The organism is Catenulispora subtropica, from assembly GCF_039531675.1.
GTDB classification, from domain to species: Bacteria; Actinomycetota; Actinomycetes; order Streptomycetales; family Catenulisporaceae; genus Catenulispora; species Catenulispora subtropica.
In genome coordinates, this window is the sequence record NZ_BAAAQM010000034.1 from 65,380 (window position 1) to 88,925 (window position 23,546).

The following is a 23,546-nucleotide window of genomic DNA, read 5'->3' on the forward strand; positions in this document are numbered from 1 at the left end:
TAGCGGCGCGGTCTCAAGACAGGCCGAGCTCGTTGTCGAGGAAGTCGAAGACCTCGCTGGAGGTCGCCGATTCGAAGTCGATGCCTGATTCCTCGTCCTCCGGAGCGGCGTCGCGGGCGCCGATCCAGCGCGACAGGATGCCCTGCAGCCGCCGGGTGACGTCCTGGTGCGAGGCGTCGGCCGGATCCAGGTCGGCCAGCGCGGACTCCAGGCGGCCCAGCTCGTCGAAGATCGACGCCGGTCCGCCCTCCCCCGGTGCCAGCTGCTCGCGCAGGTGCCCGGCGAGGGTCGCAGGGTTCGGATAGTCGAAGACGAGCGTCGAGGACAGCCGCAGCCCGGTGGCCGCGTTGAGCCGGTTGCGCAGCTCCACGGCGGTGACCGAGTCGACGCCGAGGTCCTTGAACGCGCGCTCGGGCTCGACGGCGTCGGCCGAGGCGTAGCCGAGCACGGCCGCCGCCTCCCCGCGCACCAGGTCGCTCAGCAGGCGCTCCTGGTCGGCGCGGCTTTGGCCGGCCAGCCGCTGCACCAGTTCGCCGCGGGACTCGGTGGCGGCCGGCTGCTCCTCGACGGCCAGCGCCCGCCGCGCCTCCGGGATCGTCTCCAGCAGCGGGCTGGCCCGGTGCATGGTGAACGTGGGCGCGAACCGCTCCCAGTCCACGTCGGCGACCGAGACCGCGACCTCGCGGCCGTCCACCGCCTGCGCCAGGCCCCTGATCCCGAGCGCCGGGTCCATCAGGCGCAGGCCGTAGCGCTGGAGCTGGTCGGCGGAGTCGCCGGAGCCCATGCCGCCGCCGTCCCACAGGCCCCACGCCACGGACGTCGCCGCCAGGCCGCGGGCCCGCCGGTCCTCGGCGAGGGCGTCGAGGAAGGCGTTGGCGGCGGCGTAGCCGGGCTGCAGGCCGGAGCCCCAGGTCGCGGAGACCGAGGAGAAGACCACGAAGACGTCCAGGTCCGAGGTCAGCTCGTCGAGCAGGACGGCGCCGGCGGTCTTGACCGCCGAGACGTGCTCCAGGTGGTCGAGCGTGAACTCCTGGATCGCGGTGGCTTCGCCGACGCCGGCCGAGTGGATGACGCCGACCAGGTCGTCGATCCCGCCGAGCAGATTCGCCACCTGCGGGCGGGAGGCCATGTCGCAGGCGACCACGTCCACCCGGGCGCCCTGGGCCGCGATCTGCGCCGCCAGCGCCGCGACCCCGGCCGCCCCGGCGCCGGAGCGGCTGGTGAGGACCAGGCGCGGGGCGCCGCGGCCGGCCAGCCAGCGGGCGGTGTGGCCGCCGATGCCTCCGGTGCCGCCGGTGATCAGGACGCTGCCACCGGGGATCCACGGCGCGGTGTTCCGCGGCTGCGGCGCCCGGACCAGGCGGCGGGCCAGACTGCCGGACGCGCGGACCGCGATCTGGTCCTCGGTCCCGGTCAGCGCGGAGGCGAAGCGGGCCGCGATGCGCTCGTCCCAGGTGGCGGGCAGGTCGACCAGGCCGCCCCAGCGGTCGCCGTGCTCCAGCGCGACCACCCGGCCCAGGCCCCAGACCTGCGCCTGGACCACGCTGGTCAGCGGGTCGCCGGCACCGATGGAGACGGCACCCCGGGTGACGGACCAGAGCGGGGCGGCGATCCCGGCGTCGCCGAGGGCTTGCACCAGGACCAGGGAGGCCGCGACCGCCGTGTGGATGACCGGGCGGTCGGCGACCGGCGACTCGTCGAGGGCCAGCAGCGACACGATTCCCGCGTACTCCGCGCCCTCAAGCCGGGCCGCGAGTGTCGTACGATCCAGGTCGGCGGCGCCGATCTCGAAGGTCGTGACCTCGGCGCCGCGGTCGCGCAGCGTCTGCAGAACGTGGGTCGTGGTCTCGGCGTCGGCGTGTCCGGTCGGGACGACCGCGAGCCAGGTGCCGTCGAGCACCGCCGAGCCGCTGTCGGTGACCGGCGTCCAGGTGGCCTGGTAGCGCCAGTCGGCGACCGCGTTGTCCTCGCGCTCCCGGCGCCGCCAGGACGCCAGAGCGGGCAGCAGGTCGGCCAGCCGGTCGTCGTCGACGGCCAGCGTGTCAGCGAGCTGACGCACGTCGCCGTCCTCGACCGCGGCCCAGAAGCCGGCCTCGGCCGGGCTGCCCGCGGCCACGGAGGCGGCCTCGTGCCCGCCCTCGGGCCAGTAGCGCTGGTGCTGGAAGGCGTAGGTCGGCAGGTCGACCCGCTCGCCGCGGCCCAGGACGGCCGTCCAGTCGACGCCGACGCCGTGCACCCAGGCCTCGGCCAGCGACGCGATCAGGCGCGCCGGACCGCCGTCGTCGCGGCGCAGGGTCCCGGTGACGACCGGCGAGGCGGCCTCGACGGCGTCCAGCGTGTCCGCGACCGCACCGGTCACCACCGGGTGCGGCGACACCTCGACGAACACCTGGTGCCCGGTCTCGGACAGGGTGCGGACCGCCCGGTCGAACTCGACCGTGGAGCGCAGGCTGGCGTACCAGTAATCGGCGTCCATCTCCGGGCCCGCCAGCCACTGGCCGCTCATGGCGGAAATCATCGGGATCCGTGCGCCGCCGGGCGTGACGTCCGACAGGACCCTGAGGATCTCGTCCTGGAGGGCGTCGACCTGCGCCGAGTGCGAGGCGTAGTCGACGGGGATCATGCGGGCCCTGACTTCCTCGGCCTCGCACGCGGCCTGGAGCTCGCGCAGGGCCTCCGGCTCGCCGGAGACGACGGTCGCGGCCGGACCGTTGACCGCCGCGACGGAGACGCGGTCGCCGAAGGCGGTGAGCCGCTGACGGACCCGGTCGGCGGGTTCGGCCAGGGAGAGCATGCCGCCGACGCCGGCGATCGCCCGCAGCGACTGGGAACGGAGGGCCACGACCCGGGCGGCGTCCTCGAGCGAGAGGATCCCGGCGACGCACGCGGCCGCGATCTCACCCTGCGAGTGGCCGACCACCGCGTCCGGAGCCACACCGGCCGCCTGCCACACCGCCGCCAGCGACACCATCATCGCCCACAGCACCGGCTGGACGACCTCGGCGGCCTCCAGCGCGGGGGCGCCTTCGGCCCCGGAGACCACGTCGCGCACCGACCAGTCGAGGTACGGCGCCAGAGCGGCCGCGCACTCGGCGAAGCGGGCGGCGAACACCGGCGAGGACTCCAGGAGCTCCCTGCCCATGCCGACCCACTGGCCGCCCTGTCCCGGGAACACGAACACCGTGCGCCCGAGGCCCGAGGCCGGAGCCGCTCCACGGGTCACCCCGGCATCCGGTCCGCCCGTGGTGATCGCCGCCAAACCGGTGATCAGCGCGTCCCGCTCGGAGGAGGTGACGGCCGCGCGGTGCTGGAACACCGTGCGGCTGGTGGCCAGCGACCACCCGATGTCCCCCGTTTCGAGCTCCGGGTGCGACAGTGCGTGGTCACGCAGCCGGGCCGCCTGGCCCGCCAGGCCGTCCGCGGTGCGGGAGCTGATCAGCCAGGTGGCTGTATCAGAGCTCTCCAGCACCGGCAGGTCGGTCTCGGCGGAGAACCCGTCGCCTGACGGGGTCTCGGCGTCGTCGTGGTGCGGCGCTTCCTCGACGATCACGTGGGCGTTCGTCCCGCTCAGGCCGAAGGCCGACACGCCCGCGCGCCGCGGCCGCTCGTCGTTCCGCGGCCAGGCGACCGGCTCGTTCAGGAGCCTGACATGGCCCGCGGTCCAGTCGACGTGGGTCGACGGCTGCGCCGCGTACAGCGTCGCGGGCAGCACCTCGTGCTGGAGGGCGAGCACCGTCTTGATCACGCCGGCGATGCCGGCGGCCTGCTGCGCGTGCCCGATGTTGGACTTGATGGAGCCGAGCCACAGCGGCCGGTCCTCGGGCCGGTCCTGGCCGTAGGTCGCCAGCAGCGCCTGCGCCTCGATCGGGTCACCGAGGGTGGTGCCGGTGCCGTGGGCCTCGACCGCGTCGATCTCGGAGCTCGCCAACCGGGCGCTGGCCAGGGCGGCGCGGATGACGCGCTGCTGCGACGGGCCGTTCGGCGCGGTCAGGCCGTTGCTGGCGCCGTCCTGGTTGATCGCGCTGCCGCGGATCACCGCCAGGATCGGGTGGCCGTTGCGCCGGGCGTCGGAGACCCGCTCCAGCACGATCATGCCCGCGCCCTCGGCGATGCCCATGCCGTCGGCGTCGTCGGAGAACGCCTTGCAGCGGCCGTCGGCGGCCAGCGCGCGCTGCCGGGAGAAACCGACGAACTCCGCCGAGTCCGCCATCACCATCACGCCGCCGGCCACGGCCATCGTGCACTCGCCGTTGCGCAGGGCCTGCGCGGCCAGGTGCAGGGCCACCAGGGAGGAGGAGCACGCGGTGTCGACGGTGACCGCCGGGCCCTCCAGACCGAGGGTGTAGGAGACGCGGCCGGACAGGACGCTGGTCGCGTTGCCGGAGATCAGGTGGCCCTCGGCGCCCTCGATCCGGCCGATGACCTGCGCGGCGTAGCCGGACGGCGAGGCGCCCGCGAACACGCCGGTCAGGGTGCCCCGGAGGGTCTCGGGGTCGATCCCGGCCCGCTCCAGCGCCTCCCACGACGTCTCGAGCAGCAGCCGCTGCTGCGGGTCCATGGCCAGCGCCTCGCGCGGGCTGATCCCGAAGAACGGCGCGTCGAACTCGGCGGCGCCGTGCAGGAAGCCGCCCTCCTGGACGTAGCTGGTACCGGGGTTGTCGGGATCCGGATCGAAGAGCCCTGTCATGTCCCAGCCGCGGTCGGTCGGGAAGCCGGAGATCGCGTCGCCTCCGGCGGCGACCAGATCCCACAGCTGCTCCGGCGAGGCGACCCCGCCGGGGAAGCGGCAGCCCATCCCGATGACGGCGATCGGCTCGTCCAGCACGCTCCGCGCGACCGGCGGCCGCACCGCGGAGCCCTGCGCCGTGCCGACCAGCTGGGCGATGATCTGCCGGGCCAGCACCGTCGGCGACGGGTAGTCGAAGACCACGGTCGAGGGCAGGCTCAGCCCGGTCGCGGCGTTGAGCCGGTTGCGCAGCTCGACCGCGGTCAGCGACTCGAAGCCGAGGTCGCGGAAGGCCCGGCCGGCCGAGACCGCGGCGGCGGAGGCGTGGCCCAGGACCGCGGCGGCGTGCGTGCGCACCAGATCGGTGACGACGCGCTCGCGTTCGGCCGGGGACAGCGGCAGCAGGCGGTGGGCGAGTTCGCCCTCGACCTGCGCGCCCGCGACCGGCGGCACTTGTTGGCGCGGCGCGGCGGCGGCGAGCTCGCGCACCTCGGCCAGCCCGTCGAACAGCGGCCAGTGCCGCATCGCGCTGAACACCGGCGCGAACCGGGCCCAGTCGACGTCCGCGACCGCGATGAAGGTCTCGTCGTCGGCCAGGACGTGGCCGAGCGCGGTCAGCGCGCGGTCCGGCGCCAGGAAGTTCATGCCCTGACGCGCCAGCCGGGCCGGGGTGACGACGCCGGGACCGTCGGGCAGCTCGGCGCCGTTCGCGCTCCACTGCTGGGTGTCCCACACGCCCCACGCCACCGACGTGGCGGGCAGGCCGCGGCCGCGCCGGTCCTCCGCGAGCGCGTCCAGGAACGCGTTGCCGGCGGCGTAGGCCGCGTGCTCGGCGCTGCCCCACATCGCGGCGATCGAGGAGAAGAGCACGAAGTCGTCGAGGTCGAGGTCCCGCGTCAGCTCGTCCAGCCACACCGCGCCGGAGGCCTTCGCGCCCAGGGCGATGTCCAGGTCGCGCAGGTCGGTCCCGTCGAAGGAGACCATGCGGCCGGCGTTGGCGGTGTGCAGGACGTGCTTCAGCGGCGGGCCGTCGTCCCCGGTGACGCGGGCCAGCAGCCCGGCCACGTCGTCGCGGCTGGCGATGTCGCAGGCCAGGACGCTGACGCCGGTCCCGGCGCCCGCCATGCCCGCCACGAGCTCGGCCACCTGCGCCTCGGCCCCGGCCACCGCCGGCCCGCTGCGGCTGGTCAGCACGACGCGCTCGGCGCCCTGTCCGGTCAGCCACTCGGCGATGTACGGGCCGATCTTGCCGGTGGCGCCGGTGACCAGCACGGTGCCGCTCGGCGTCCAGGTGGTGCCGGAACGGCGGGCTCTGGCCCGGACCACGCGACGCGCCAGGGTCCCGGTGGCGCGGATGGCGACCTGGTCCTCGGTGCCGTCGGCCAGGGCGGCGCACAGCCGGGCGGCGGTGCGGTCGTCCCAGACGGCGGGCAGGTCGATCAGGCCGCCCCAGCGGTCGAGGTGTTCGAGTCCTGCGACGCGCCCGAGCCCCCAGACCTCGGACTGCACCAGGCTGGTCGGGCGGTCGTCGACCCCGACCGCGCCGGAGGTGAGGGACCAGGCCGGGGCTTCGATCCCGGCGTCGCCCATGGCCTGGACCAGGAGCAGCGAACCGGCGACTCCGGCCGAGACCGACGGGAAGCCGGGGACCGGCTGCTCGTCGAAGGCCAGCAGGGAGACGATGCCCGCGAGGGGGCCGGAGGCCGCCTCGTCGAGCCGTGCGGTGAGAACCGAGCGGTCGAGGTCGGCGACGGACACTTCGACGATGGCGACGTCCGCGCCGCGGTCGGTGAGCGCGGTGCGCGTGTCGGTGACGAGAGCGCCGTCGGCGATGGTGTCGGGCACGACCACCAGCCAGGTCCCGTTCAAGACCGCCGCGGCCGCGTCGGCCACCGGCACCCACGAGACGCGGTAGCGCCAGTCGGCCACGGCCGAGTCGGCCCGCTCGCGGCGGCGCCAGGAGGCCAGCGCGGGCAGCAGGTCGTTCAGCGGCTGACTGTCGTCCAGCGCCAGGGTGTCGGCCAGCTCGCCGAGGTCGCCCTGCTCGACGGCGGCCCAGAACCGGGCCTCCAGCTCGCTGGACTCGGCAGACGCCGTCGACGCGACCGGCGGCGGCGCGGCCTCGGCCCAGTAGTGCTCCCGCTGGAACGCGTACGTCGGCAGCACCAGGCGCTCGGCCGGCTCGGTCACCAGGGACCAGTCGACGCCGACGCCGCGCACGTGCGCCTCCGCCAGCGAGGCCAGCAGTCGCGCCGGACCGCCCTCGTCGCGCCGCAGCGTTCCGAGCACCACCGTGTCCGGGCCCGCGACGGTCTGCGCGCGGTCCTCCAACGTGTCGGTGATGGCGCCGGTCAGCACCGGGTGCGGCGAGACCTCGATGAACACCTGGTGACCGCTGTCGGCCAGGGCCCTGATGGCGCCGTCGAACTCGACGGTCGAGCGGAGGGAGGCGTACCAGTAGCCGGCGTCCATCTCCGGGCCGGTGAGCATCTCGCCGCTCATCGCCGAGATCATGGGAACGCGGGCCTCGCCGGGTGTGATCCCGGCCAGGACGCTCAGGATCTCGGGTTCAAGAGCGTCGATCTGGCCGGAGTGCGAGGCGTAGTCGACGGGGATCATGCGGGCCCTGAAACCGTCGGCCTCGGCGGCGGCCTGGACGGCCGAGAGCGCCTCCGGCTCGCCGGAGACGACCGTCGCCGAGGCGCCGTTGACGGCGGCGATCGAGACGCGGTCGCCGAGGGACGCGATGCGGGCCCGGACGGTGTCGGCGGGCAGAGCGAGCGAGAGCATGCCGCCCTTGCCGGCCAACGGCTTCAGCGCCTGCGAGCGAAGGGCGACGACGCGCGCGCCGTCCTCCAGGGACAGGATGCCCGCGACCACGGCCGCGGCGATCTCGCCCTGGCTGTGGCCGACCACGGCGTCGGGAGCGACCCCGGCCGCCTGCCAGACCGCCGCCAGCGAGACCATCATCGCCCACAGCACCGGCTGCACCATGTCAGCCGTCTCGAGCGGCCGGTCCAGCAGGTCATACAGCGACCAGTCGACGAACGGCGCGAGCGCCGCGGCACACTCGGCGAACCGGGCCGCGAACACCGGCGAGGTCTCGAGCAACTCGCGACCCATGCCGACCCACTGGCTGCCCTGGCCCGGGAAGACGAACACGCCGCGTCCGGCACCACCGGACGGCGCGACGCCCGTCACCACCCCCGCGGCGGGCTGCCCCGTGGCCGCCGCCGCCAACCCCGCGGCCAGTTCACCACGGTCCGCGCCGATCATCACAGCGCGGTGCTCGAACACCGAACGGGTCGTGGCCAGCGACCACGCGACGTCCGCAGGGTTCTGATCCTGGTCCGCCAGCGCGAACTCACGCAGCCGGCCGGCCTGCGCCGCGAGCGCTTCGTCGCTTCGTGCCGAGACCGGCCAAGCGACCACATCCGTCTCCGACAACACTCCTGGGCGGGCCGTCTCGGTGACGGGGTCTTCGGCCGCCGCCTCCTCGACGATCACGTGCACGTTCGTCCCGCTGATCCCGAACGCCGACACGCCCGCGCGCCGCGGCTGCTCCCCGGCCGGCCACGGCCGCGCCTCCTGCAGCAGCCGCACGTTCCCGGCCGACCAGTCGATGTGCGGCGACGGGACCTCGGCGTGCAGCGTGCGCGGCATCTCCGCGTGCTGCATCGCCAGCACCATCTTCATGACGCTGATCACGCCGGAGGCGGTCTGCAGGTGGCCGATGTTCGACTTCACCGAGCCCAGCCACAAGGGCTTGTCCTCGGGCCGGGTGCGGCCGTAGGTGGCCAGCAGCGCGTGCGCCTCGATCGGGTCGCCGAGGCTGGTGCCGGTGCCGTGCGCCTCCACGATGTCGATGTCGTCGGTCGTCAGGTCGGCGTTGGCCAGGGCGGCGCGGATCACCCGCTGCTGCGAGGGGCCGTTCGGGGCGCTCAGCCCGTTGCTGGCGCCGTCCTGGTTCATGGCGCTGCCCTTGATGACGGCGAGCACCGGGTGGCCGTTGCGGCGGGCGTCGGACTCGCGTTCCAGGAGCAGCATGCCCGCGCCCTCGCCCCAGCCGATGCCGTCGGCGTCGGCCGAGAAGGCCTTGCTGCGGCCGTCGGTCGACATGCCCTGCTGCTTGGAGAACTCGGCGAAGGCGCCCGGCACGGCCAGCACCGCGACGCCGCCGGCCAGCGCCATCTCGCACTCGCCGGAGCGCAGCGACTGGCAGGCCAGGTGCAGCGCCACGAGCGAGGAGGAGCAGGCGGTGTCCACCGTGACGGCGGGGCCTTCCAGGCCGAGGGTGTAGGAGACGCGGCCGGAGATGACGGCGGTCAGGCTGCCGGTGAGCATGTAGCCCTCGGAGCCGGAGTCCAGGCCGCCGCCGGCGCCGTAGCCGGAGTAGGTGGCGCCCGCGAAGACGCCGGTGCGGCTGCCGCGCAGCGCGTGCGGGTTCATCCCGGCGCGCTCGATGGTCTCCCAGGAGACTTCCAGGAGCATCCGCTGCTGCGGGTCCATCGCCAGGGCCTCGCGCGGGCTGATGCCGAAGAAGCCGGCGTCGAACTCGCCCGCGTCGTAGACGAATCCGCCGACGTGCGGGATGGAGATGTCGGTGTCCGCACCGGCGGCCGCGAGGCCGGCCCAGTACGCCTCCTCCATCGCGTCCCAGCCGCGGTCGGTGGGGAACTCGCCGACCGCGTCGACGCCGTTGGCCAGCAGCTCCCAGAACTGTTCCGGGCCGCCGACGCCGCCGGGGATCCTGCAGCCCATGGCGACGATCGCGATCGGGTCGTCGGAGGCGGCGGCCCCGGCGACGACCGTCCCGGACACGGCACCGGTGCCGATCAGCTCCTCGCGGAGGAAGCCGGCGACGACGGCCGCGGACGGGTAGTCGAACACCAGCGTCGACGGCAGGCGCAGCCCGGTCGCGGCGTTGAGGCGGTTGCGCAGCTCGACGGCGGTCACCGAGTCGATGCCCAGCTCCCGGAACGCGCGCTCGGCCTCGACGGCCTCCGGCGACGGGTAGCCGAGGACGGCCGCCGTCTCGCCGCGGACCAGGTCCACCAGGAACCGGGTCTGTTCCAGCTCCGACAGGGAGACCAGGCGGCCGGCCAGCTCGCTCTGCGACTTCGGGGTGTCCGCGCCCGGCGCGCCGGCGTCCGGCTCCGCCAGCGCGCGCCGCACCTCGGGCAGGGACGCGATGAGCGGGCTCGGACGGCGCAGCGTGAAGGTCGGGGCGAACGTGTCCCAGTCGACGTCGGCGATCGTGGTGGACCGGCCGTCGCCGTCCAGCACCTGGGCCAGGGCCCTGATGCCGGGCTCGGCGGCCATGGCGCGCATGCCGTAGCGCTGGAGCTGCTCCCCGATCTCGCCGGAGACCATGCCCCCGCCGCCCCACAGGCCCCACGCGATGGACGTACCGGGCAGGCCGCGGCCGGTCCGGCCGTCCACGACGGCGTCCAGGTGGGCGTTCGCGGCGGCGTACCCGGCCAGCGAACCGCTGCCCCAGACCGCGGCCCCGGAGGAGAAGACGACGAAGGCCTCCAGGGCGAGGTCCCGCGTCAGCTCGTCCAGCCAGGTCGCGCCGTCGGCCTTGGCGGCCAGGTGCTCGGCCAGCTCGGCCGGGCCGGAGTCGAGGACGGTGCCGCCCCCGGAGACGCCGGCGGCGTGCACCACGGCGGTCAGCGCCGGGCCGGTGGCCGCGATGCGCTCCAGCAGCGCCGCGACGTGCGGGCGCCGGGCGACGTCGCAGGCCACGACGTCGACCGCGGTGCCGCGGCCGGCCAGTTCGGCGGCCAGCGTCGCGACCCCGGCCGCGGCGGCGCCGGAGCGGCTGGTCAGCACGACGCGGGACGTACCGCGCCCGGACAGCCAGCGGGCGGTGTGGCCGCCGATACCGCCGGTGCCACCGGTGATCAGAACGCTGCCGCTCGGCTTCCACGCGCTGCCGGTGCCGGCCGCGGGGGCGTGGACGAGACGGCGGGCCAGGATCCCGGCGGGGCGGATCGCGACCTGGTCCTCGGCGGCGGACGCGACAGTGGCGACCAAGCGGGTCGCGACGCGCTCGTCCCACTGCCGCGGCAGGTCGATCAGGCCGCCCCAGCGGTCCGGCAGCTCCAGCGCGGCGACCCGGCCCAGACCCCAGACCTGGCCCTGGAGCGGGTTGGTGAGCTGGTCGCCCGCGCCAGTGCTGACCGCGCCGCGGGTCAGGGCCCACAGGGCGGCGGTCGAGCCGGCCGCGGCGAGGGCCTGGGTGAGCAGGGCTGTCGCGGCCAGACCGCGGGGGACGGCCGGGAAGTCGGGCAGGCGGTCCTCGTCGAGGGCGAGCAGGGAGACGACGCCGGTGAAGGGGGATTCGGCCGAGAGAGTCCCGATGCGGGACGCCAGGGCCTCCCGTTCCATGTCATCGGGACCGACCGGCAGCAGCACCACGCGGGCGCCGCGCTCGGTCAGGGCCCTGACGATCTGATGGGTGGTCTCGTCGTGGACGGAGCCCGCGGCCACCAGCCACGAGCCGGACAGCGTGCCGGCGGTGTCGGCGACCGGAGCCCACGCGACGCGGTAGCGCCACCCGGCGACGGCCGAGTCGGCGCGCTCACGGCGGCGCCAGTCGGCCAGCGCGGGCAGGAGCGCGGCCAGGCGGTCGCCCTCGATGCCGAGGGTGTCGGCGAGCTCTGCGACGTCGCCCCGGTCGACCGCCGACCAGAAGCCGTCCTCCACGGCGCCGCCGGAGTCGGTGATCATCGCCAGCGATTCGGGCACGCGCGGCCAGTAACGCCGGTGCTGGAAGGCGTACGTCGGCAGATCGGTGCGCTCACCGGGCTCCAGCACCGCGGTCCAGGCGATCTCGACACCGCGCACGTGCGCCTCGGCCAGCGAGGTGAGCAGCCGCGCCGGTCCGCCCTCGTCACGCCGCAGGGTGCCGATGACGAGCGCGGTCGCCGTACCGGAGTCCTCGACGGTGTCGCTGATGGCGCCGGTGAGGACCGGATGCGGCGAGACCTCGATGAACGTCCGGTGGCCCGACGCCACGAGGCTGCGGATCGCGCGGTCGAACTCGACCGTGGAGCGCAGGGAGGCGTACCAGTAGTCGGGACCGAGCTCCGGGCCGGTGAGCATCTCCCCGCTCATCGCCGAGATCATCGGAATCGAGCCGGTCGTGGGCGCGATGCCGGCGAGGACGCGCTTGATGTCGGCTTCCAGGGCGTCGATCTGCGCGGAGTGCGAGGCGTAGTCGACGGGGATCATGCGAGCCCTGACACCGTCGGCCTCGGCGGCGGCCTGGATCTCCAGCAGGGCTTCCGGCTCGCCGGACACGACAGTCGCCGAGGCGCCGTTCACCGCCGCGACCGAGACCCGGTCGCCGAAGGGCTCGATCCGGTCGCGGGTAGCCTCAGCGGGCAGAGCGAGGGAGAGCATGCCGCCCTTGCCGGCCAAGGGCTTCAGCGCCTGCGAGCGGAGAGCGACGACACGAGCGCCGTCTTCCAGAGACAGGATCCCCGCGACCACTGCCGCGGCGATCTCGCCCTGGGAGTGCCCGACCACGGCATCCGGAGTGACGCCTGCGGCCTGCCAGACGGCAGCGAGGGACACCATCATCGCCCACAGCACCGGCTGAACCTCGTCAGCGGTCTCAAGCTGCTGATCCACCAGGTCGTAGAGCGACCAGTCGGCGAACGGAGCCAAAGCCTCGGCACACTCGGCGAAGCGAGCAGCGAAGACCGGCGAAGTGGCCAGGAGTTCCCTGCCCATGCCGACCCACTGGCTGCCCTGCCCCGGGAACACGAAGACTCGCCACCCGAGCCCGGAGGCCGGAACCGAACCGCTCACCACACCGGTGCCCGGCTGACCGGTGGCGATCGCCGCCAGCCCGGAAGCCAGCGCGTCGCCGGTGCCGACGGCCACGGCCCGGTGTTCGAAGACCGCCCGGGTGGTCGCCAGCGACCAGGCGATGTCGGTGGTCCGCGCCGGACTCGCGAGCGCGAACTCCCGCAGCCGCCCGGCCTGAGCCGCCAGTGCCTCGGCGCCCCGCGCCGAGATCGGCCAAGCCGTCACATCAGCGGCTTCCAGGACCCGGAGTCCACGGGCCTTCGGTTCTTCAGAGGGGGCTTCCTCGGCCTCTGTCGTGGGCGCTTCCTCCACGATCACGTGCGCATTAGTCCCGCTCATCCCGAACGCCGACACGCCCGCGCGCCGCGGCCGCTCCCCCGGCGCCCACTCGACCGCCTCGTGCAGCAGCCGGATGTCGCCCGCGGACCAGTCGACGTGCGTCGAGGGGACTTCGGCGTGCAACGTGCGAGGAAGCACGCCGTGGCGCAGGGCCATGACCATCTTGATGACGCCCGCGACGCCGGCGGCCTGCTGGGCGTGGCCGATGTTGGACTTCACCGTCCCCAGGCGCAGCGGCTCGTCGGCCGGGCGGTTCTGGCCGTAGGTCGCCAGCAGGGCCTGGGCCTCGATCGGGTCGCCGAGCTTGGTGCCGGTGCCGTGGGCCTCGACGACGTCCACGTCCGCCGTGGTCAGGCGGGCGTTGGCCAGGGCGGCGCGGATGACGCGTTGTTGCGCGGGGCCGTTCGGGGCGGTCAGGCCGTTGGAGGCGCCGTCCTGGTTGATGGCGCTGCCGCGCACGATCGCCAGGACGGGGTGGCCGTTGCGCTCGGCGTCGGACAGCCGCTCCAGCAGGATCATGCCCGCGCCCTCGGCCCAGCCGGTGCCGTCGGCGTCGTCGCTGAACGCCTTGCAGCGGCCGTCGGAGGACATGCCCTGCTGCTTCGAGAACTCGCCGAACGTGCCGGGCGTCGCCATCACCGTCACGCCGCCGGCCAGCGCCATGGCGCATTCGCCGGAGCGCAGGGACTGGCACGCCAGGTGCAGCGCGACGAGCGAGGAGGAGCACGCGGTGTCGACGGTGACCGCCGGGCCCTCCAGACCCAGGGCGTAGGCGACGCGGCCGGACACGACGCTCGCCGCGTTGCCGGTGGCCGAGTGGCCCTCGGTGCGGTCGCCGCCGAGCGCGGCCATCAGCAGGCCGATGTCGTATCCGGACCCTGAGGCGCCCGCGAAGACGCCGGTCGCGGAGCCGCGCAGCGCGTGCGGGTCGATGCCCGCGCGCTCCAGCGCCTCCCACGCCACCTCCAGCAGCAGCCGCTGCTGCGGATCCATCGCCACGGCTTCGCGCGGGCTGATGCCGAAGAACCCGGCGTCGAACTCGGTGGCGTCGTAGACGAACCCGCCGACGCGCGCGTAGGCGGCGTCCTGCGGCTCGTGCGCCTCCCAGCCGCGGTCCTGCGGGAACGGCGACATCGCGTCGACGCCCGCCATCACCAGGTCCCACAGCTGCTCCGGTCCGCCGACGCCGCCGGGCAGGCGGCAGCCCATGCCGACGATCGCGATCGGCTCGTCGGAGGCGGCGGCCGCGACCACCGGCGACCAGGTCGGATCCGGTCCCCAACAGCTCGCTGCGCAGGTGCTCGGCGAGGATGACAGAGGTCGGATAGTCGAAGGCCAGGGTCGCCGGCAGCGTGAGCCCGGTGACCGCGTTCAGCCGGTTCCGCAGCTCCATCGCGGTCAGCGAGTCGAAGCCGAGCTCGTTGAACGCGCGGTCCTTCTCCACCGCGTCGGCGGAGGCGTGCCCGAGCACCTGCGCGGCCTCGGTGCGGACCAGGTCGACGAGCAGCCGGTCCTGTTCGGCGCGCGACGAGCCCGCCAGGCGCTGCACCAGCTCGCTCTGCGACTCCACGACGTTCGTGCCCGCGGACTCGCCCGGCGCGGCCAGTGCCTGCTTCACCTCCGGCAGCAGCTCCAGCAGCGGGCTGGTGCGGCGCAGGGTGTAGAGCGGGGCGAACCGCTGCCAGTCGACGTCGGCCACGGTGACCTCGGTCTCACGGCCGTCGACCGCCTGAGCCAGGGCTCTGATGCCGAGCTCGGGGTCCATCTGCCGCAGCCCGTAGCGGTGCAGGTTCTCCCCCGCCTCGCCGGAGCCCATGCCGGCGCCGCCCCACAGGCCCCACGCGACCGACGTCGCGGCCCGGCCGCGGGCCCGCCGGGTCTCGGCCAGCGCGTCGAGGAACGCGTTCGCGGCGGCGTAGCCGGGCTGCAGACCGCTGCCCCACGTCGCCGACACCGAGGAGAACAGCACGAAGGCGTCCAGGTCGAGGTCCGCGGTGAGCTCGTCGAGCAGCACCGCGCCGGTGGTCTTCACGGCCGAGACGTGGGCCAGGTGGTCGAGGGTGAACTCCTCGATCGGGGTGGCCTCGCCGACACCGGCGGCGTGGATCACCGAACTCAGCGCGGGTCCGGTCGCGGCGATCCGCGTCAGCAGACCGGCGACCGAGTCCCGGTGTGACATGTCGCAGGCTTCGACGTCGACGGCGGTGCCGCGAGCCGCCAGGTCCGCGGCGAGCTCGGCGACCCCGGCCGCCCCGGCGCCGGAGCGGCTGGTCAGCACGACGCGCTCGGCGCCCCGGCCGCCGGCCCAGCGCGCGACCAGGCCGCCGATGCCGCCGGTGCCGCCGGTGATCAGGACGCTGCCGCCCGGCGACCACGGCGCCGACTCGCGCGGAGGCGTGGCCCGCACCAGACGCCGCGCGACCATCCCGGACGGCCGCACCGCCACCTGGTCCTCACCGGTGCCGGACAGCCCGGCCAGCACGGCGCAGAACCGGGCGGCGACCCGCTCGTCCCACTGCCGCGGCAGGTCCACCAGACCGCCCCAGCGTTCGGCGTGCTCCAATCCGGCGACCCGGCCCAGGCCCCAGACCTGCGCCTGCACCGGGCTCTCCAGCACGTCGCCCTGCCCGGTCGCGACGGCGCCGCGGGTCACCGACCACAGCGGCGCCGCGATCCCGGCGTCGCCGAGCGCCTGCACCAGCAGCAGGGTTCCGGCGACGCCGGTGGGGACCGAGGCCCGGCCGCCCAGCGGCGACTCGTCCAGGGCCAGCAGCGACAGGATGCCCGCGATCGGGGCGTCCGCGGCCGTGGCGGCGGTCTGCGAGAGCTTGCGCCCCAGGGCGGTGCGGTCGAGGTCGGCCGGCTCGGTGGTCACGGTGACGACGGTCGCGCCGCGGTCCGTCAGGGCCCGCAGATACTCCCGCGTCGCGTCCTCGAAGCCGCTCGGCACGACGGCGAGCCAGGTTCCCGACAACACCGCCGTCCCGGGGTCCGTGACCGGCACCCAGGTGACGCGGTACCGCCAGTCGGCGACCGCGGAGTCCTCCCGCTCGCGCCGGCGCCACGACGCCAGCGCGGGCAGCAGGTCGGCCAGGCGGTCGCCGTCGACGGCGAGGGTGTCGGCGAGCTGGGACACGTCGCCCTCCTCGACCGCGGCCCAGAAGTCGCTCTCGGCGGCGGTCTCGACGGTGCCGTGGGACACGGCGTGGCCGCCCTGCGGCCAGAAGCTCTGGTGCTGGAAGGCGTACGTCGGCAGGTCGACCCGCGCACCGGTGCCGAGGACGGCCTCCCAGTCCACGGCGACGCCCTGCACGTGGGCGCGGCCCAGCGCGGCGGTCACGGTGACCGGCGCCGGGGACTTCGACCGCAGCAGCGGGATGAACGTCGCCCCGGCCTCGGCCGGGACCGCGGCCGTGCCGATCGCGGTCAGCGTGCCGTCCGGGCCGATCTCGAGGAACACGTTCACGCCGCGCTCGGCCAGCGTCGACACCGCGTCGGCGAACCGCACCGGCCGGCGCGCCTGCTCGGTCCAGTACGACGGCGCGCAGTCGGCCACCACCTGCCCGGTCGCCGCCTGGGCCCAGGGGATCCGGGCCGGGGCGTACGCCAGCTCGTCCGCGACGGCGCCGAGCTCGGCGAGGACCGGGTCCATCAGGACCGAGTGGAAGGCGTGGCTGACCCGCAGCGGCCGCACGCGGCGGCCGCGTTCGCGCCAGAGCTCGGCGACCCGGTCCACCTCGGCGGCCTCGCCGGAGACCACCGTCGAGCGCGGGCCGTTGACCGCGCCGATGCCGACCCGCGTCACCCCCAGCTCGACCATCGAGTCCAGGACCTCGGCCTCGGCCGCGGCGATGGAGCACATGCCGCCGCCCTCCGGCAGCGACTGCATCAGGCGCGCGCGGTGCGCGACCAGCCGGCAGGCGTCCTCGAGGGTCAGCACGCCGGCCGCCCACGACGCCGCGATCTCGCCGACCGAGTGGCCGGCGACCGCGTCCGGCCGGACCCCGGCGGCGGCCAGCATCTCGACCAGCGCGACCTGGACCGCGAACAGCCCGGTCTGGGCGAACACGGTCTGGTCGGCGTCGACGTCCTTGGCGCGGCCGAGGACGACGTCGGCGACCGGCAGGCCGAGTTCGGCCTCCAGGATCGCCGCGACGCGGTCGAAGGCCGCGGCGAAGACCGGCGAGGCGGCGTAGAGGCCGCGGCCCATGCCGGCGCGCTGCGCGCCCTGGCCGGCGAACACGAAACCGACGCGCGCGGCGCCGCGGACGACGCCGGTCACGACCGTCGAAGAGGTCTGCTTCGTCGCGACCGCGGCCAGGCCGGCGGTCAGCTCCTCCCGGCTTCGCCCGACGACCACGGCCCGGTGGTCGAACCGTCCGCGGGTCGCCGCCAGCGACCAGGCGAGGTCCGCCGTCTCCAGTTCCCGGTGCGCGAGCACGTACTCGCGCAGGCGGCCGGCCTGCCCGGCCAGGCCGTCGGCGCCGCGCCCGGAGACGATCCAGGCGGAGACGTCGGAACCGGCCAGGACCGGAGCTTCGGGGTCAGGAGCATCGTCCGCCGCCTCCTCGGTGACGGGGGCCTCTTCCAGGATCACGTGCGCGTTGGTGCCGCTGAGCCCGAACGCCGACACGCCCGCGCGGCGCGGCCGCCCGGCGTCGTGGGGCCAGGCGATCCGCTCGTTCAGGAGCCTGACGTCGCCGGCCGTCCAGTCGATGTGCGAGGACGGGGTGCCGGCGTGCAGCGTCGCGGGCAGCAGGCCCTCGCGCAGCGCCTGGACCATCTTGATGACGCCCGCGATGCCCGCGGCCTGCTGGGTGTGGCCGATGTTGGACTTCACCGAGCCCAGCCACAGCGGCCGGTCCTCGGGACGGTCCTGCCCGTAGGTCGCCAGCAAAGCCTGCGCCTCGATCGGGTCGCCGAGCGCGGTGCCGGTGCCGTGCGCTTCGACGGCGTCCACTTCGGAGGCCGCCAGCTGCGCGTTGGCCAGCGCCGCGCGGATGACGCGCTGCTGCGAAGGGCCGTTCGGGGCGGTCAGGCCGTTGGAGGCGCCGTCCTGGTTCATCGCGCTGCCCTTGACCACCGCGAGTACGGGGTGACCGAGGCGCTGCGCGTCGGACAGTCGCTCCAGCAGGATCATGCCGGCGCCCTCGGCGATGCCCATGCCGTCGGCGTCGTCGGAGAACGCCTTGCAGCGGCCGTCGGCGGCCAGCGCGCGCTGGCGCGAGAACCCGACGAACTCCCCGGGGTCGGCCATCACCATCACGCCGCCGGCCAGCGCCATCGTGCTCTCGCCGGTGTGCAGGGACTGGCACGCCAGGTGCAGCGCCACCAGCGAGGACGAGCAGGCGGTGTCAACCGTGACCGCCGGGCCCTCCAGACCGAGGGTGTAGGAGACACGGCCGGACAGGACGCTGGCGATGTTGCCGGTGATCAGGTGGCCCTCGGCGCCCTCGATGCCGATGACCTGGCCCGCGTAGCCGGACGGTGAGGCGCCGGCGAACACGCCGGTCAGCGTGCCGCGCAGGGTCTCGGGGTCGATCCCGGCCCGCTCCAGCGCCTCCCAGCAGACCTCCAGGAGCATGCGCTGCTGCGGGTCCATCGCGATCGCCTCGCGCGGGCTGATCCCGAAGAACCCGGGGTCGAACTGCGCGGCGCCGTGCAGGAAGCCGCCCTCCTGGACATATGAGGTGCCGGGGTTGTCGGGATCAGGGTCGAAGAGCCCTGTCATGTCCCAGCCGCGGTCGGTCGGGAAGCCGGAGATCGCGTCGCCTCCGGCGGCGACCAGATCCCACAGCTGCTCCGGCGAGGCGACCCCGCCGGGGAAGCGGCAGCCCATCCCGATGACGGCGATCGGCTCGTCCGACGCCGCGGCGCCGATGGACGCGGCCAGGACCGGCGTCTGCGCGGCGGGCGCCGCGCCGAGCAGCTGCGTGATGATCTGCCGCGCCAGCACGGTCGCCGACGGGTAGTCGAAGACGACGGTGGAGGGCAGCGACAGACCGGTCGCGGCGTTCAGCCGGTTGCGCAGATCCACGGCGGTCAGCGAGTCGAACCCCATGTCGCGGAAGGCGCGGCCGGGGTCGACGGCGTCCGCCGAGGCGTGGCCGAGCACCCCCGCGGCGTGTGTCCGGACCAGCTGCACGACATGCCGCTCACGGTCGGCGGCGGCCATCCCGGCGAGCGTTCCGGCCAGGCCGCCGGACGCTGCCGTATCAGGGGCCGCACTCGGGGCGGGCGCGGCGGCGGCCAGGGCGCGCACCTCCGGCAGACCCTCGAACAGCGGCCAGTTCCGCATCGCGCGGAACACCGGGGCGAACCGAACCCAGTCCACGTCGGCCACGGCGATGAAGGTCTCGTCGTCCGCCAGCACCTGCTCCAGCGCGGCGACGGCGCGGTCCGGGGCGAGGAAGTTCATGCCCTGCCGCATCAGCCGGGCCGGGGTCACGACCCCGGGGCCGTCCGGCACGACGGCCCCGGAGACCGTCCACTCCTGCGTGTCCCACACCCCCCAGGCCACCGACGTCGCCGGCAGACCGCACGCGCGGCGGCGCTGGGCGAGCGCGTCGAGGAAGGCGTTGCCGGCCGCGTAGGCGGCGTGCTCGGCGCTGCCCCAGGTCGCGGCGATCGAGGAGAACAGCACGAAATGGTCGAGGTCGAGGTCGAGGTCCTGGGTCAGCTCGTCCAGCACGACGGCGCCGACGCCCTTGGCACCGAGGGCGACGTCCAGGTCGCGCAGGTCGGTGCCCTCGTAGGAGACCATGCGGCCGGCGTTGGCGGCGTGCAGCACGGTCTTCAGCGGCGGGCCGTCGGCCGCGATCCGCCCGAGCAGCGCGGCGACTTCGGAGCGCTGCGTCAGGTCGCAGGCCAGAAGGCTGACCTCGGTCCCGGCCCCGGCCATCCGCGCGAGAAGTCCGGCCACCGCGTCGGCGGCCCCGCCGCCGGCCACCCACGGCCCGGAGCGGCTGGTCAGCACCACCCGCTCGGCGCCCCGGTCGGCCAGCCACCGGCCCAGATACGGACCGATCTCGCCGGTCGCGCCGGTCACCAGCACGGTGCCGGCCGGCGTCCAGGTGCCGGCGTCGGCGCGGCGCGCGCGGGCGCGGATCAAGCGGCGGGCCAGCGTGCCGGAGGAGCGGATCGCCACCTGGTCCTCGGCGGGCGTGCCCAGGGCCGCGCACAGCCGGGCCGCGACCCGGTCGTCCCACTCCCGCGGCAGGTCGATCAGGCCGCCCCAGCGGTCGAGGTGTTCGAGGCCCGCGACCCGGCCCAGGCCCCAGACCTGTGCCTGCGCGGCGCCGGCCGGAGTCTCGTGCGGGCCGGTCGACACGGCGCCCCGCGTGATGACCCACAGCGGCGCCACGATCCCGGCGTCGCCCAGGGCCTGCACCAGCAGCAGGGTCCCGGCGGTGCCCGCCGGCACCGCCTCGTGGCCCGGCACCGGGGTCTCGTCGACGGCCAGGAACGAGATGATGCCGGTGACCCGCGCCGCCTGGGCCGCCTCGGCCAGCTTCGCGGCCAGCGTCACGCGGTCGATCTCGTCCGGGGCGACGTCGATGGTCAGGACGCTGACACCGCGCTCGTTGAGCGCGCCGATCGCGCCCATGATGGTCTCGGCGGCGTCCTCGGTGTCCGGCGAGGCCTGCGGGATCACGGCGATCCAGGTGCCGGACAGGACGGCGGCGCCGGCGTCGGAGGCGGGCACCCAGGTGACGCGGTAGCGCCAGTCGGCCACAGCGGACTCCGCGCGCTCGCGGCGGCGCCAGGACGCCAGGGCGGGCAGCAGCTCGGCCAGGCGCTCGTCGTCCACGGACAGCCGGTCGGCCAGCTCGCGCAGGTCGCCTTCCTCGACGGCGGACCAGAAGGCGGCCTCGGCGGCGCTGCCGGAACCGGCCGCCGCGGAGGCCGCGCTGCGGGTGCCGGGCATCGCCTCGGCCCAGTAGCGCTGGTGCTGGAAGGCGTAGGTGGGCAGGGCGGTGCGGGACCCCTGCGGCAGGACGGTGGTCCAGTCGACGGGGACGCCGTGGACGTGGACCTCGGCCAGCGAGGTGAGCAAGCGGGCCGGGCCGCCCTCGTCGCGGCGCAGAGTACCGGTGATGACGGGGGTCGCGGCCGATGCGGTCGGTGCTTCCGCGTCCTCGAAGGTGGCGGCGATGCCGCCGGTGAGCACGGGGTGCGGGGAGACCTCGATGAAGATCTGGTGGCCGCCGTCGGCGAGGGTGCGGATCGCGCGGTCGAACTCGACCGGGGAGCGGAGGGAGGCGTACCAGTAGTCGGCGTCGGCCTCCGGACCGGTGAGCCACTCGCCGCTCATGGCGGAGATCATGGGGATGGCGGCGGCGGTCGGCTGGACGCCGGCCAGGGCACCCTTGATCTCGGCTTCGAGGGCGTCGACCTGCGCGGAATGGGAGGCATAGTCGACGGGGACGATACGGGCCCTGATGTCGTCGGCTTCGGCCGCGGCCTTGATCTCCTGCAGGGCCTCGGGTTCGCCGGAGACGACGGTGGCCTTGGCGCCGTTGACGGCGGCGATGGAGACGCGGTCGCCGAACTCTGTGATGCGCTCGCGGACCGCGTCGGCGGCCAGCGCGAGGGAGAGCATGCCGCCCTTGCCGGCCAACGGCTTCAACGCCTCAGAGCGCAGAGCGACGACGCGGGCGCCGTCTTCCAGCGACAGGATCCCCGCGACGACGGCCGCGGCGATCTCGCCCTGGGAGTGACCGACCACGGCATCCGGGGTGACCCCGGCGGCCTGCCAGACGGCGGCGAGGGAGACCATCATCGCCCACAGGACCGGCTGGACTTCGTCGGCGGTCTCCAGCTGCCGGTCGAGAAGGTCGTAGAGCGACCAGTCGACGAACGGCGCCAGCGCCTCGGCGCACTCGGCGAAGCGAGCAGCGAAGACCGGCGAGGTGGCGAGCAGTTCCCTGCCCATGCCGACCCACTGGCTGCCCTGCCCCGGGAACACGAAGGCGGTGCGGCCGAGGCCCGCGGCGGGGACCGTGCCGCTCACGACGCCGTCGGCGGGCTGGCCGGTTGCGACGGCGGCCAGCCCAGCCTGCAACGCATCGCGCTGCGCACCGATGACGACGGCGCGGTTCTCGAAGGTCGCCCGGCCGGTGCTCAGGGTCCACCCGACGTCGGTGAGGTCGAGTTCCGGCCGGCCGGCGACGAACTCCCGCAGGCGTCCGGCCTGGGCCGCCAGGCCGTCGGCGCTCCGGCCCGACACCAGCCAGGTGTCGACGTCCGCTGTGGCCAGCACCCTCGGCGCCTCGACGGTCTCGGGCTCGTCCGGCGCCTCGTCCGCCGGCGTCTCACCAGCTTGAGTCTCCGGCTCCGGCGCCTCCTCCACGATCATGTGCACGTTCGTGCCGCTGATCCCGAACGCCGAGATCCCGGCCCGTCGCGGCTTCTCGCCCTTGGGCCACGGCTGTGCTTCCTGCAGCAGCTTGATGTTGCCCTCGGTCCAGTCGATGTGCGGTGAGGGCTCCTCGGCGTGCAGGGTCGGCGGCAGCAGTTCGTTGCGCAGCGCCAGCACGACCTTGATCAGGCTGACCGCGCCGGAGGCGGTCTGCGGGTGGCCGATGTTCGACTTCACCGAGCCCAGCCACAACGGCTTGTCCTCGTCGCGGTCCCGGCCGTAGGTCGCCAGGAGCGCGCCGGCCTCGATCGGGTCGCCGAGGGTGGTGCCGGTGCCGTGGGCCTCGACGGCGTCGACGTCGGCCGGGGACAGGTGGGAGTGGGCCAGAGCGGCGCGGATGACGCGCTGCTGGGCCGGGCCGTTCGGGGCGCTGAGGCCGTTGCTCGCGCCGTCCTGGTTCACCGCGGTGCCGCGGATCACGGCCAGCACCTGATGGCCGTTGCGGCGCGCGTCGGACAGGCGCTCCAGCAGGACCATGCCGGAGCCCTCGGCCCAGCCGATGCCGTCGGCGCCCGCGCCGAACGCCTTGCAGCGGCCGTCGGCGGCCATGCCCTGCTGTTTGGAGAACTCCGCGAAGGCCCCGGGCAGCGCCATGACCGCGACGCCGCCGGCGAGGGCCATCTCGCTCTCGCCGGTGCGGAGCGACTGGCAGGCGAGGTGCAGGGCGACGGAGGCGGAGGAGCAGGCGGTGTCGACGGTGACCGCCGGGCCCTCCAGGCCCAGGGTGTAGGAGACGCGGCCGGAGATCACCGCGGTCAGGCCGCCGGTGAGGACGTAGCCCTCGGCGGCGCTGCCGCTGCCGACCAGGCTGGTGCCGTACCCGGAGGAGTTGGCGCCGACGAAGACGCCGGTCCGGGTGCCCTTCAGGGTGGCCGGGTTGATGCCGCCGTGTTCCAGCGTCTCCCAGGCCACCTCCAGCAGGATGCGCTGCTGCGGGTCCATGGCCAGGGCCTCGCGCGGGCTGATGCCGAAGAAGCCGGCGTCGAACTCGGGGGCGTCGTGGACGAAGCCGCCGGTGCGGGAGTAGGCGTCCTCGCCGTCAGTACCCTGATTGAGGCCGAAGGACTCCTCGATCACGTCCCAGCCGCGATCCTGGGGGAACGCCCCGATGGCGTCGCCGCCGGAGGCCAGCAGCTCCCAGAACTGGTCCGGGTCGGCGACCCCGCCGGGGAGCCGGCAGCCCATCCCGACGACCGCGATCGGCTCCTGCTCCCCGGACTCCAGCTCCCGAAGACGCTC

Annotated in this window: 1 protein-coding gene and 1 pseudogene; both read right to left on the reverse strand. The window is 74.9% G+C overall.

The annotated features are described in order from the left end of the window. Positions 1-13: 13 nt before the first annotated feature. Positions 14-14,140, reverse strand: coding sequence for a type I polyketide synthase (locus tag ABD466_RS26675; RefSeq protein ID WP_344659922.1), 14,127 nt, complete (start codon positions 14,138-14,140; stop codon positions 14-16). An 85-nt stretch (positions 14,141-14,225) separates the two neighbouring features. Then, positions 14,226-23,492: pseudogene (locus tag ABD466_RS26680) on the reverse strand (type I polyketide synthase); the annotation flags it as partial. Positions 23,493-23,546 lie beyond the last annotated feature (54 nt).